12 protein-coding genes are annotated in these 12700 nt (G+C 67.2%); 1 reads left to right on the top strand and 11 read right to left on the bottom strand.

Annotation, left to right across the window (positions count from 1 at the left end; translation table 11 throughout):
• The first annotated feature begins 5 nt into the window (after positions 1-5).
• Entirely contained in the window at positions 6-419 is a 414-nt protein-coding gene (locus HJO_RS01525; RefSeq protein ID WP_035612859.1) for an OsmC family protein, read from the top strand.
• Between the two features lie 33 nt (positions 420-452).
• Here HJO_RS01525 and rsmA read toward each other — a convergent pair whose 3' ends face one another.
• The 11 genes from rsmA to ruvX all read right to left on the bottom strand — a co-directional run bounded on the left by rsmA (position 453) and on the right by ruvX (position 12671).
• Positions 453-1292, bottom strand: coding sequence for a 16S rRNA (adenine(1518)-N(6)/adenine(1519)-N(6))-dimethyltransferase RsmA (rsmA, locus tag HJO_RS01530; RefSeq protein WP_035612864.1), 840 nt, complete (start codon positions 1290-1292; stop codon positions 453-455).
• Positions 1289-2296, bottom strand: a complete 1008-nt coding sequence (gene pdxA, locus HJO_RS01535; RefSeq protein WP_241764647.1) for a 4-hydroxythreonine-4-phosphate dehydrogenase PdxA — start codon at positions 2294-2296, stop codon at positions 1289-1291. Before pdxA ends, rsmA begins: the two co-directional genes overlap by 4 nt.
• A 39-nt stretch (positions 2297-2335) precedes the next feature.
• Positions 2336-3580, bottom strand: coding sequence for a peptidylprolyl isomerase (locus HJO_RS01540; protein ID WP_035612867.1), 1245 nt, complete (start codon positions 3578-3580; stop codon positions 2336-2338).
• 162 nt (positions 3581-3742) lie between these two features.
• Positions 3743-5935: an LPS-assembly protein LptD gene (locus HJO_RS01545; RefSeq protein ID WP_035612870.1), complete on the bottom strand. Its 2193-nt coding sequence runs from the start codon at positions 5933-5935 to the stop codon at positions 3743-3745.
• A 169-nt stretch (positions 5936-6104) separates the two neighbouring features.
• Positions 6105-7217: a DNA-processing protein DprA gene (gene dprA / locus HJO_RS01550; RefSeq protein WP_035612873.1), complete on the bottom strand. Its 1113-nt coding sequence runs from the start codon at positions 7215-7217 to the stop codon at positions 6105-6107.
• Positions 7214-7831 carry a glycerol-3-phosphate 1-O-acyltransferase PlsY gene (plsY, locus tag HJO_RS01555; RefSeq protein ID WP_035612876.1) on the bottom strand — a complete coding sequence of 206 codons (618 nt, stop codon included), beginning with the start codon at positions 7829-7831 and terminating at the stop codon, positions 7214-7216. The genes dprA and plsY overlap by 4 nt, the downstream gene beginning before the upstream one ends.
• A 72-nt stretch (positions 7832-7903) precedes the next feature.
• Complete coding sequence (locus HJO_RS01560; protein ID WP_051617958.1) at positions 7904-8866, bottom strand: glycoside hydrolase family 5 protein; 963 nt, start codon at positions 8864-8866, stop codon at positions 7904-7906.
• Between the two features lie 147 nt (positions 8867-9013).
• Positions 9014-10303 (bottom strand): dihydroorotase, encoded by a 1290-nt coding sequence (locus HJO_RS01565; RefSeq protein WP_035612879.1) that lies wholly within the window; start codon positions 10301-10303, stop codon positions 9014-9016.
• Positions 10300-11247: an aspartate carbamoyltransferase catalytic subunit gene (locus tag HJO_RS01570; RefSeq protein WP_035612882.1), complete on the bottom strand. Its 948-nt coding sequence runs from the start codon at positions 11245-11247 to the stop codon at positions 10300-10302. Before HJO_RS01570 ends, HJO_RS01565 begins: the two co-directional genes overlap by 4 nt.
• A gap of 54 nt (positions 11248-11301) precedes the next feature.
• Positions 11302-12216 carry an AEC family transporter gene (locus HJO_RS01575; RefSeq protein WP_035612885.1) on the bottom strand — a complete coding sequence of 305 codons (915 nt, stop codon included), beginning with the start codon at positions 12214-12216 and terminating at the stop codon, positions 11302-11304.
• Positions 12213-12671, bottom strand: coding sequence for a Holliday junction resolvase RuvX (gene ruvX, locus HJO_RS01580; RefSeq protein WP_035612888.1), 459 nt, complete (start codon positions 12669-12671; stop codon positions 12213-12215). The genes HJO_RS01575 and ruvX overlap by 4 nt, the downstream gene beginning before the upstream one ends.
• Between the last annotated feature and the right edge of the window lie 29 nt (positions 12672-12700).

A 12700-nucleotide genomic window follows, 5' to 3' on the forward strand; every position in this document is an offset into this window, starting at 1 on the left:
ACGGAATGCGGGAATACCATGTCACGGCGCGGCGCGTGGATTCGCATGGCAGCGAGGCACGGACGAAAGAGGCCGTGCTGGTGATCGATACCGACCTGAAGGGGCGGCTGGATGCGTTCAACCCGGCGGAACTGTTGCTGGCATCCGTGGCGGCCTGCATGCTGAAAGGCATTGAGCGCGTGACGCCGATGCTGGATTTCCAGCTGCGCGGGATCGACATCAGCCTGCGCGGCATGCGCCAGGATTCACCGCCGAAAATGGTGTCCATTGCCTATGAGATCATTGTCGACAGTGACGAGACGGACCAACGCCTCGACCTGCTGCACAAGAATGTCCGCAAGTTCGGCACGATTTCCAATACGGTCGCGGACGCGCTGGAGCTGACGGGAACGCTGACGCGGAAAATCTCGAAAGCATAGGCAGAACGTCGCGGCGCTTGCCGGTGACTTGATTCAGGTCTTCGCCAAACTCGCTGCCAGCCGCCTGAAATCATCCTGGGTCAGGGTTTCTGCGCGGGCGGTGGGGTCGATGCCGACGCTTGTCAGCCAGTCGGTGGCTTTCAAGCCGTGCTTTTTCGCAAACGGCTTGAGGGCGGCGCGCATCATCTTGCGGCGCTGGCCGAAGGCGGCGCCGGTGACCTGTTCCAAGAGGTCGATATGGGCGAAGCGCTCGGCCGCGGGCAGCGGCTCCAGCACGGCGACGGCGCTGTTGACCTTGGGCGGTGGATGGAACGCGCCGGGCGGCAGGGTGAAGGAAATGTGCGGCCGCGTGGCGGACTGGACCAGCACCGCGAGGCGGCCGTAATGGTCCGTACCCGGCGCGGCGCAGATGCGCTCGGCAACTTCCTTCTGGAACATCAGGGCCATCTCGCCGCGCCAGTCACCGGCCTTGAGCCAGCCGACCAGCAGCGGCGTGCCGACATTGTACGGAAGGTTGGCGATGATCATGGCGGGCTGCGTGGCGCCGGCCTCTTGGACCAGTTTCTCGAAATTGACCTTGCGGGCGTCCTTGCGCAGGACGATGAGGCGGCCGTCTTTCGCCTCGGGCCACAGCGCCAGCGCCTCGGCAAAGCGGGGGTCTGCCTCCACCGCGATGACCGTGCCGGCACCTTCGTCGAGCAGGGCGCGGGTCAGGCCGCCGGGGCCGGGGCCGACTTCGATGACGACGCGGCCGGCCACCGGGCCGGCGGCGAGGGCGGCGCGGTGCAGGATGCTGGGGTCGAACAGGAAGTGCTGGCCGAGCGCCTTGCGGGCGGGGGCGTCGGTCAGGCCGGGGCGGTCGCCTGCGGTCATGGTGTGGCCCTCCGGGCGTCGGCCATCGCGGCGGCAAGGCGGATGGCGGCAATCAGGCTGTCGGGGCGCGCAGTGCCGGCGGCGGCGGCGTCATAGGCGGTGCCGTGGTCCGGGCTGGTGCGCACCACGGGCAGGCCGAGCGTGACATTGACGCCGCCCCACAGGTCCAGCGTCTTGACCGGGATCAGGCCCTGATCGTGGGTCATGGCGATGACGGCATCATAGGCGCCGGCGAGGGCTTCGGCGAACACGGTGTCGCCGGGGCGGGCGTCTGACATGTCGATGCCCTTCTGGCGCAGCAGGTGGGCGGCGGGATTGATGATGCGGACTTCCTCGTCGCCGATCGTGCCGTTCTCGCCGGCATGGGGGTTCAGCCCCGAGAAGGCGATGCGCGGAGTGGCGAGGCCGAAGTCGCGGGTCAGGGCGGCGGCGACGATCTCACCGAGGGCGACCAGCGCGGCGGTGTCGAGCGCGCCCGGCACGTCGGCGAGGCGGATGTGGATCGTGGCGAGGGCCACCCTGAGGCCGCCGCCGACCAGCATCATGACCGGGCGCGGCGCGGGCGCGCCGGGAGCAGCGCAGAGATGGGCGACATATTCGGTGTGGCCGGGATAGGCGAAGCCGGTGCCGTAGAGCAGGGCCTTGTTGATCGGGTTGGTGACGAGGCCGCCGGCCTGGTGGGCGAGTGCGTGCGAGGTGGCCAGCGCGATGGCGCGGATGATGGCGGGCGCGGCACTGGCGTCGGGCTGGCCCGGCTGCACGGCCGGCACGTCGGCCAGCGGCAGGACGGGCAGCGCCTCGGCAAACACGCCCAGCGCGTCTGACGGAGCTGAAATTTCGCGGACCGGGGCCATGCCGGCATACAGCGCCGGGGCGCCGATGACATAGAAGGCGAGGCCGGGCTCGGCCCGCAACTGGTGCCAGGCCGCCGCCGTGATGGCGGGGCCGCAGCCGGCAGGATCACCCATTGTCAGGGCGAGGGGGAGTGGGGGCAGGTGGGTCACCGGCGGAGGTGTCGTGCCAAATGCAGGTTGGCGCAAGCCCTAGCGATAGATGATGGTCGCTTCGCGGCGCAGGTTGCGCAGCTCGCGTTCGGAAATCATGCTCAGTTCGCGGCTGCGCAGGCTGCCCTTGAGGTCGTCGCGTGACGGCAGCGCCTCGGCGCCATCCTCGCGGGCGCAGACATACATCACGGCCAGGCCGCCCGACGCGGCGAATATCTCCGTGGGCTGGCCGACTTCAACCGCCAGGATGAGCGCCTTGCCTTCAGGGCCGAGCTCTTCGATGTTGATTTCGTCGAGGTCGTTGGAGCGCAGGTTGGTCTTCGAGTTGGCGACGCTGGAAACGTCGTCACAGGTCTTGATCGAGTCCACGGCCGCCTTGAGATCGGCTTCCGAGCCATCGGTCGCCACGAGGCGCTTCAGGTTCACTTTCGTCACAGCTTCGCTGGGTTCGCGCTTGTTGGCGACGAGCAGGATGTAGACGCCGTTCTCGACCTCGACGGGGTCGAGCAGGCCGGGCTGTGCGGCGCCGGACACGGCGGCGGCCAGTTCAGGCGCCAGGTCGTCGGTCGAGATCCAGCCCATGTCGCCGCCGGTCGCGGCCGTCGGTGCCGAGGAGAGGCGCTGTGCGGCAACCCGGAAGTCGGCGCCCTGGCGCAGCTGCTCGGCGACCGTGTTTGCGGCCGTCAGCGCCTGGACGCGGGTCTCTTCGTCGGGGGCGAACAGGAAGATCTCGGAAACGCGGTACTGGGTTTTCTGCGAGGCAGAGCGCATCCGTTCCAGCTGGTCGTCGACCTGGTTCTCGGACACGCGGATGCGGCTGCCATACAGGCCGCTCATCACGCGGTTCCAGGCGATTTCGGCGCGCATCTGTTCTTCGAGGCTGGCGGGGTTCACGCCGGCGTCCAGCAGCTGGGCTTTCAGCACGTCACCGGTGGTGCCGCCCTGGCGGGCCATGTCCTCGACCGCGCCGTCGATTTCACGGGCCTCGATCTCCATGTCGAACTCGGAGGCTTTCTGCAGTTGCAGGGACTCGTCGATCAGCTGTTCCAGTGCCTGGCCGGTGATCTGCTGCACCTGTTCGGGCGTGGGTTGTTCACCGCCGACGCTGAGCAGCAGGAGCCGCGCGCGCTGGCGGACATCGGAATAGGAAATCGGCTTGTCATTGACGACCGCAGCGACGCCTTCGAGCGCCAGGCGATTGGGGTCTGCCTCGTCCTGCGCGATGGCTACGCCTGTAGCAGCCATTGCGAAGACCAGTGTAGCAAGAAGGAACTGACGGACCATGAATCTCTCCAGCAAGACCCCACCCGGGCCCCAAGTCGTTTATCTGTTGCGGACCATACAAGTCTTATGCCCGTGCGCAACGGATCAGGGCAGTGAACACCGCTGCGTTACGGAAAATTAGGCTTCAGGGCAATGCCGGGCTGAACCGGCTCCATTCCGGGATCAATCAAATTCGCTGGACCCGAAATCGCCGATCGACTTCAGGGAGAAACGGAACTGGAAGTTCTCCGACGGGCCGAGCGTGCGGTCGCTCAGTTCCGAGCGCTGGTAGATGATCTCGAAGCGGGAACAGTCGTCCTCGTAGGCGATGCCGATTTCCTGCTTGGCATTGAGGTTTGCGGTGATGTCCCGCAACTGGCCGAAAACCAGGGAATAGCGGTCGGTGACCTGCAGTTCGCCGCGCAGGAAGATGCCCTCGTCCGGCTCGCCGGAGACGCTGATGCGCTCGTTGATCTGGTAATACTGGCCGGTTGCCCGCAGGCGCTTGTAACTGGTGCTGAGGCGCGCGTCGACGCGGTTCAGCTTGAGGCCGTCATCATCGAGGCGGACACGGGTATCAAGGCGCAAGGCCCGGCCGAAATCGGCAGTCGCGGTGCCGATCCAGTCAGAACTGGTGCCGTCGAGGTTGCTGGCGACGTCGAAGTTCGGGTCGGCACGCGACCGCCACCGGCGGCCGAACGTGGTGCTGAACGCAGGCCCGTCCTTCCAGACGGCACGGGCAGTCAGGCCGGCGGCAATCTTCCCGTCTCCCTCGTAGAGGTCATAGTTCCCGAAGCCGTTGGCCTGGAACAGTGCCGACTCGTCGAATTCGTAGAGCAGGCTGTCCTCGTTCGGGATGGCCGAGTCGTTGGTATTGGCAAATCCCCAGGCGGCCATGACCGTGGGCTCGAGCATGATGTCGACCGTCTTGCCAGGCCGCACCATCGGACGGCCAAGCCTGAACCCGGCATTGCCGACCGCGCGGGCGACATCTGCCTTGCCCGAGAGGTCCTCGTCGAGGGCATAGTAATCGGCGCGCAGTTCGGCAAAGGGCTCGACCGTGAAACCGCCCGGCAGGATGTTCAGGTCCGACCAGTCGCCGCCAATGCTGACACGCTGGCTGTCGACGCCGGAATCGCGCGTGAGCATCGCTGAGGAGGCGTTGACGCTGGCGAAACCATATTTGCCGAGATCCCAGTATTTCTGCCCGTAGAAGACAGGGGCAACGAAGGGCAGGGTGCCGTCACCGTCGCCGGCGCGCAGGCCCTGGAAATCAAGGACTGCGGCATCCGCGTAATAGCTGTCGCCTTGGCCGACCGCGAAAAGCTGCGACAGCAGGCGGCGCGGCTGGCTCTGGTAGAGGCCGCGGCGTTCGTTCTGGCCGCTGAGGTCATAGCGCCGGTCGAAGAGGTCGTCGGTCTGGGTCTCGACACCGAAACCCCATTGCCATTCCGGCGTGATCGCGAACAGGCCCTTGCCGTAGATGTGCCCGCGCCACTTTTCATCGCCAAACCGCAGGCCGTCGCTGTCAAAGTCGGTCTCGCGCGTGAGGCTGGTATTGATCTTGATCGCGCCGGAATAGAACCGCTTGCGATAATCCAGTTCCAGCAACGGGTTGACGTTGGCCGAGACCAGCGGCGAAATCGTGAGGTCGGAATGGTCTGAAATGACCCAGTAGTACGGCTGCTGGTAGAAGGTGCCGAGCTTGGACGAAACGCCCGCCGACGGCACCAGCAGGCCCGAGCGCCTGTCCGAACTCGGGTCCGGGTGCGCCAGGTAGGGGAAGTAGAAAACCGGGATGCCGGCGATCTCGAACACCGCATCGCGGTAGGAAATCATCTGGCTTTCCTGGTCGAGCACGGCGCGCCGGGCCCGCAGGGCCCAGGTTGGCGTCACATCCTCGGCGCAGACCGGGCAGGCCGTGTAGATCACCTGGTCGAGGGCATTGATGCCGTTGGACTGGCGGATTGCGGAATTGGCCACCACGGTCGACCCTTCCGCCAGGCGGGCCGAATATCCGATCGCATAGCCGTCAGCGAGGTTGGAATTGACCTCCAGCTCGTCGGCGAATTGCTGGGTGCCGTCCGATTCGACAATGACGACATTGCCGGTGGCGCGCACCTTGTCGGTGGTCTTGTTGTAGATGATCCGGTCGGCGCGCAGGACCCGGCCCTGGTAGAATGCCTCGACATTGCCCTCGGCGACGATGCTGTTCTCGTCGCGGATTTCGTAGAGATAGTCGGCTTCCAGCACGACGTGTTCGCTGGGAGCAGCCGCTTGTTCCTCGGTGGATTCCGCAGGCGCCTGCGCCACGGCCACCAGGGGCGCGGCAGAGACCATGCCCAGTGCTGCGGCGTAGAAAATCCAGTTCGCCAAGTGAGGGCACCCCTAGTGATAATGCGCCGTCATAGGGCCGGCTGGCCCGCGCAATCTACAATGATTTGACTGGAGGCTTAGAGGTGAAGGCCTGAATCGTCCAGCCATGCACGGCGGATCGTGCGCTTTTCGTGCAGAAGGCGGTGCACACGCGCCACAGCACCGGCATTCAGACCGCCCGCGCAGCAAGGCCGCCGGGCAGTGTCAGGGCGTCGCCGGAAAGCTCGAGTTCCATAAGGATTGCTGCACATCGCGCCGCACCGAGCCCGGTGGCGCGGGCGATTTCGTCAATCGGCATCGGATGCGGCGACAGGGCCTCCAGCACGCGGGCCACCTGGTCGGTCGGTACAGGGGCGTCATCGGGGGCCGATTCAAACGGGCCGGCTGGCGGGGCCGAGACCTGGCCGAAGCGCAGGGAGGAGAGAATCTCCAGCACATCGCCGGCATGCCGGACCAGCGAGGCCCCCTGGTAGATCAGGGCATTGGTGCCGGCCGCACGGGGATCGAGCGGTGAACCGGGGACTGCCATCACCTCCCGGCCCTGCTCACCGGCCATCCGGGCCGAGATCAGCGATCCGGAGCGCTCTGCGGCCTCGACAACAACAACGCCGCGGGACAGGCCGGTGATGATGCGGTTGCGGCGAGGGAAATCCTGCGCCTTGGCGCGGTAACCGAACGGGCTTTCGGACACGATCAGGCCATCGGCGGCGATTTCGGCATACAGGCGTTCGTGCTGGGGCGGGTAGACATGGTCGATCCCGCCGCCGAGGACGGCCACGGTGCCTGTGGCGAGTGTTGCCGCATGGGCTTCGCCATCAATGCCGAGCGCGAGGCCGGAGACGGTCACGAAGCCTGCTGCGCCGAGCCCGGCCGAGATGTCGCGGGCCAGCTTGCGGCCGGCCGCCGATGCGTTGCGGGCACCGACGATGGCGACAGTGGGCTCGGCAGCGAGGGCGGCGCGGCCGAGGAGGGTGAGGACGGGGGGCGGTGGGCCAAGCGTGCGCAGGAGCGGCGGGTAGTCCGGCTCGCAACTGGCCACGAGGCGCGCCCCGAACCGGCCTGTCGCGTCGATCTCGGCGGTCACCTCGTCAATCGCCGGGATGCTGATCGCCCGGCCGCGCCCGGCCTTGTGCGCGATGCCGGGCAGGGCGTCGAGCGCGGCGCCGGCACTGCCATAGCGCCGCAGCAGCTGGGCGAAGGTGACGGGGCCGACATTCTGGGTGCGGGCGAGGCGCAGCCAGTCGTGGCGCTCTGTGTCGGTCAGGGGCCGCCCCGGCGTCATGCCTCGGGTTTGGCCTTCGGCGCACCGAAGCGCGGCTCGGTGCCCTTGAGGAGGCGGGAGAGGTTGGCCCGGTGGGTCCAGAACACGAGCAGGGACAGGATCGCCAGGCCGACGAGGACCGTCTTGTTGCGCTCGCCGAGCAGGAAAGCGCCGGGCGGCACGAGCACGGCGGCAGAGAGGGCGGCCAGCGAGGACACGCGCGTTGCTGCGAAGATGACCAGCCAGACCGGCGCGGCAACGAAGAAGCCGGGCAGCGTGGTGAATGGCAGAAGCCCGGCATAGGTGGCGATTCCCTTGCCACCCCTGAAGCCGAGCCAGACCGGGTAGCAGTGCCCGACAAAGGCCATGGCGCCCGCGATGAAGCCGACATCCCGTCCGGCCCAGAGGGTGAAGGCGAGGGCGATCAGGCCGGCCTTCAGGCTGTCGAGCAGCAGGGTGGCGAGGGCGAGGTCCTTGCGCCCGGTGCGCAGGACATTGGTCGCGCCGATATTGCCGGAGCCGATCTCGCGGATGTCACCGAGGCCCGCCGCGCGGGTGATCAGCAGGCCGAAGGGGATGGACCCGGCGAGATAGCCGCAAACCACCGCGGCGGCATATGCGATCCATGCAGACATGATGCCCTCTCCCGTACGGCCTTGTTGCGACTGGTCTACGAAGCGGAACTGCGCGCGGCAAGGGCTTGCAGGTCAATCGTCAAGCAGGGCGGCGCGCATGGGCTCGTTCCACGTCTCCGTTTGCACATCGTAGACATTGAAATTCCCGGAAAAGCCCCAGTGGCACCACCCGAATCCGTGCTCCTCGGCGGCCTTTCGCGCGGCCCGCACCCATTGCGCGCGGTCCGCGTCGGGCACGCCGCCATAGACACCAAATTCGCCCAGCAGAAGCGGCTGGTTGTGCGCATCACGGAAACCGGCGGCTGCCGCGAAGTCCCGGCGCAGGCGGTCGGTATCGACGCCTGCACCCCAGGACCGGCCGGGCGGCGGGGTCGGCTTGTAGAAATCGGCGCCCTGATGCGTGAAGGCAAAGGGTTCGTAATAGTGGAGTGAAAGGATCGTGAACGGGTCGGCCGGCGGGTTGCTCTTGAGCAGGCCCCTCAGGGTTCCCCATTCCGCCGTCGCGAGGATGACCCAGCGGGTCGGCTGGTCGGCGTGGATATTCCGCACGATACGCTTGTTCAGCGCATCTGTCCGCTGCGGGGTCATCTTGCGGTTCGGCTCGTTCAGCACTTCGAAGATCAGGGAGTCGGGATAGTCGCGGTAATGGCTGGCAAGCTGTTTCCAGATGCCCTCCAGGCGCCGTTCGTGGCGTCTGGGCCGCGCGTTCATCTGGTTGTAGTGGTGGACGTTCAGGATGACATTCATGCCGCGCGCAAGGGCATGGTCGATGAGGGCATCGGTCCGCTCGAGCATGTCCGGCTTCAGCTTGTACTTGCCCCACCAGCCGGCATGGGCCGACCACCTTACCGGGATGCGGATCGTGTCAAAGCCGGCCTCGGCCAACCGGTCGATGTCCTCGGTCCGGACCGTATAGCCCCAGTCGCCCTCGCGCGGGGCTTCGAGCGCGTTGCTCAAGTTCATGCAGCGCTGGACGGGTGAGACGGGCGGGGGTGGCGTGGTGGGCACCGGCTGCGGCGCTGTTGTCAACGCCATGGCGAGGGTTGCGCAGGCAAGCGCAATCCCGAACCGTAACAGCCTGTTTCCTGTGCACCCCATGCTGCGATGTGACAGCAAGCATGGGAGCGGTCAACGCCGTGGATTACCCGCAGGGCAGTTTTGCGCGATGTCGCCCCCAACCGGTCAGCTGGCGGCGAATTCGAACACGGTTTCACCACCGACCAGCGTGCGCATGACGCGGCCCTGCAGGCGCCGGCCATCGAAGGGTGAATTGGTCGAGCGCGAGCGCAGGTGCTCGCGGTCGCAGAGCCAGGGCTTGCCGGGATTGAACAGGATGAGATCAGCCGGCGCGCCGGGTTTCAGGCGGCCCTGTGGCAGGCCGAGCAGGTCAGCCGGGCCGCTGGTGACGGCAGCAAGCGCGTCGAGCAGCGGCAGGCCTGCGTCGTTGACGAGGCTCATCAGGGCGGCGAGCGTTGTCTCAAGCCCGGCGGCCCCGAAGGCGGCCTCGCCGAAGGGCAGCCGTTTTTCTTCGGGCGGCTGGGGATCGTGGGCAGAGACGACGGCATCGATCTCGCCGCGCTTGAGGGCGTCGATCAGGCCCTGCCGCGTTTCCTCGTCGCGGAAGGGCGGGTTGACCTTGCAATAGGTGAGATAGTCGCCGACGTCGCGCTCGTTGAAGAACAGGGTGTGGGCGGCGACGGTGGCGTGGACCTTTGCGCCGCGCGCCCTGGCCTCGGCCACGATTTCCAGCGTGCGGGCGGTGGACACCTGGTCCAGAAGCAGGCGGCACCCCGTCGATTCGGCGAGCATGACATCGCGGGCAGCGCCGATCCATTCGGCCTCGACCGGCATGCCGGACAGGCCGGCACGGGCGGCGAAGGCGCCGGCATTCATCACGCCGGACGCAGACAGGGCACGGTCGTCAGGGCGGGACATGACGAGGGCGCCGCGACTGGCGGCATAGGCCATCGCCCGCTTCATGATCGAGGCATTGGGGACAGGCACGTCGCCATTGGTGAACAGGACGGCCCCGGCGTCTGCCATCAGGCCGATCTCGGCCATCTGTTCGCCGTTCAGGCCCACCGTCAGCGCGCCGGAGGGATAGATCCGGGCCTTCGCGGTTTCGCGGGCCCGCTCGGTGATGAAGCGGACAAGGGCGACATCGTCGAGCGTCGGGCGGGTGTCGGGCATGACGACGAAACTGGTGACACCGCCGGCGACAGCTGCGCGGGACGCGGTGGCGAGGGTTTCCTTCTGCTCGTCGCCGGGTTCGCCGGTCTTGACGCGCAGGTCGATCAGGCCGGGCGCGAGGCAGAGACCGCCGGCGTCAAGGCTGTCCCTGGCATCCTTGTGCGGGCCGGACTGGCCTTTTGCGATGTCCCTGATCTTGCCCTTGTCGATGAAGATCGCGCCGGGTTCGTCCATGCCGGTGGCCGGGTCAAGCAGGCGGGCATTGTGGATCGAGAGGCTCATGTGCGTGTCCCCGCGAGAAGGTCGAGGACGGCTTCGCGCACGGCGACGCCCATCTCGACCTGTTCGGTGATGACGGAGCGGGGGCCGTCGGCAATCGCGCTTTCGATCTCGATCCCCCGGTTCATCGGGCCGGGATGCATCACCGTGGCGTCCGGCAGGGCCAGAGCGAGCCGGTCGGCCGTGAGGCCGAAATACCGGAAATATTCGCGTCGGCTGGGCAGGAAGGCACCGTCCATCCGTTCCAGCTGCAGGCGCAGCATCATGACAATGTCGGCGCCCTTCAGGGCCGCGTCGAAATCTGTCGTCGCGCTGGCGGCGCCCCATGTGTCGGTGCCGGGCGGCAGCAGGGTGCGGGGGCCGCAAAGGTGGACCTCGGCGCCAAGCAGGTGGAGCGCCATCGTGGTGGAGCGCGCGACACGGCTGTGGGCGATGTCACCGCAGATGACGACCTTGAGGCCTTCGATGCGGCCCTTGGTGCGGCGGATGGTGAGCGTGTCGAGCAGGCCCTGGGTGGGGTGCTCGTGGGTGCCGTCGCCGGCATTGATGACGGCGCAGTCGACCTTGCGGGAGAGGAGTTTCGCGCCGCCCGAGGCCGAGTGCCGGATGACCAGCACGTCCGGCTTCATGGCGTTCAGCGTCATGGCCGTGTCGATCAGGGTTTCGCCCTTCTTCACGCTGGAATGGGCGACCGGCATGTTGATGACATCGGCGCCGAGGCGTTTGGCGGCGATCTCGAAACTGCTCATCGTGCGGGTGGAATTCTCGAAGAAGAGATTCACCACGGTGCGGCCGGTCAGCACGGGATCGGCGCGCTGGCCGGCGCGGGTGGCATCCGCATAGCGGTCTGCAAGATCCAGTATGTGCGTAATATCGAGGGGATGAAGACCTTCGATTCCCAGCAGGTGCGCGTGATCGAAGCTGTAAGTGTATCCCGCCTTAGGCATGGAGGCCCTTTCGATTTGGGGCGGTTTAGGCGTGATTCCGGCTGTCTGCAAGTCTCAGGCGCTGACGAGGAGGTAGAGCAGGGGCAGGGTCAGCATGGCGAGGACGGTCTGCACGGCGATCAGGTTGGCCGCGAGGGGGGCGTCGCCGCCGAGTTCGCGGGCAAGGATGTAGGAGCTGGTGGCTGTCGGCGTGGCGGCGCAGATCACGGCAATGGTCAGCGCCATGCCGGAGAGGCCAAAGGCCAGGCCGAAGCCGATGGCGAGCGCCGGCAGGCCGAGCAGGCGGACCAGCGACCAGGTCAGCGTGCGCCGGCCGGCGCGCTTCAGGGCGGAGAGGTCGACACCGGCCCCGGCGGACAGGAGGCCAAGGGCGAGCGCGGCATCGCCGAGAATGCGCAGCATGTCATTGGCCAGCCGGGGCAGCTCGACATTGGTGGCGGCCAGCGCGATTCCCAGCACGCAGGCGAGGACGATCGGGTTGCGGGCCAGCGCGAGCAGCGGCCTGGGGGCCGGGCCATGCGGTGTCTCGGCATGCGCGATGAGGGCGTAGACCGAGAGGACGTTGGCGGTGGGGATCATCACGGCAGCGGCGATGGTGACGAGGGCGAGGCCTTCCTGGCCATAGAGCAGGCTGCCGATGGACAGGGCGATCATCGTGTTCCAGCGCACGTTGGACTGGATGATCGTGCCGACGGCGGGGCGCTCCATGCCGGGCAGGAGGCGGGCAGCCAGGCCGATGCCGGCGAGCACGAGCTGGGCGAGGATCAGGGCGGCGGCCAGGCGCCACGGTGCGGTTTCGAATGGCGTGTTGGCGAGGGTGCGGATGATCAGCGCGGGAAACAGGACGACATAGGACAGGCGCTCGATGGCGCGCCAGCTTTCCGCCGGAATCCATTTTCGGACGGAGAGGACATGCCCCAGCGCGACGATCGCGATGACCGGCAACAGGGCATAGAGGAAGCCCGTCATCCCGCGCGGTCCAGCAGGGCGAGCGTGGATTTCAGGATGATGGCAGCGGCCTGCGCGTCGATGCGCTCGGCAAGGCGCTTGCGGGAGATGGCCGCTTCCAGCATGGCGTTTTCCGCCTCGGCGCTGGACAGGCGCTCGTCCTGGAAGAGGATCGGCACGTCGCGCTTCAGCAGGATATTGTAGGCGAGGGCCCGGGCGGACTGGGCCCGGCGGCCTTCGGTGCCGTCCATGTTGAGCGGCAGGCCGATGACGAGGGCGACTGCGCCGCGTTCGTCATAGATCTCGAACAGGCGGGCGAGGGAGGGGGCCAGCGTCTTGCCGCGGTGCACGACCTCGACGGGGCTCGCGATCATGCGCAGGGCATCGGTCGCGGCGACGCCCATCGCCTTGGCGCCGGGGTCGATGCCGAGAAGGACGCCGGTGCGCGGCAGTGAGTCGAGTTCAATGACAGCCATAGCGCGCTCACATAGCGCCTTGAAGCCTT

Source organism: Hyphomonas johnsonii MHS-2, from assembly GCF_000685275.1.
In the GTDB taxonomy this organism is placed as follows: Bacteria; Pseudomonadota; Alphaproteobacteria; order Caulobacterales; family Hyphomonadaceae; genus Hyphomonas; species Hyphomonas johnsonii.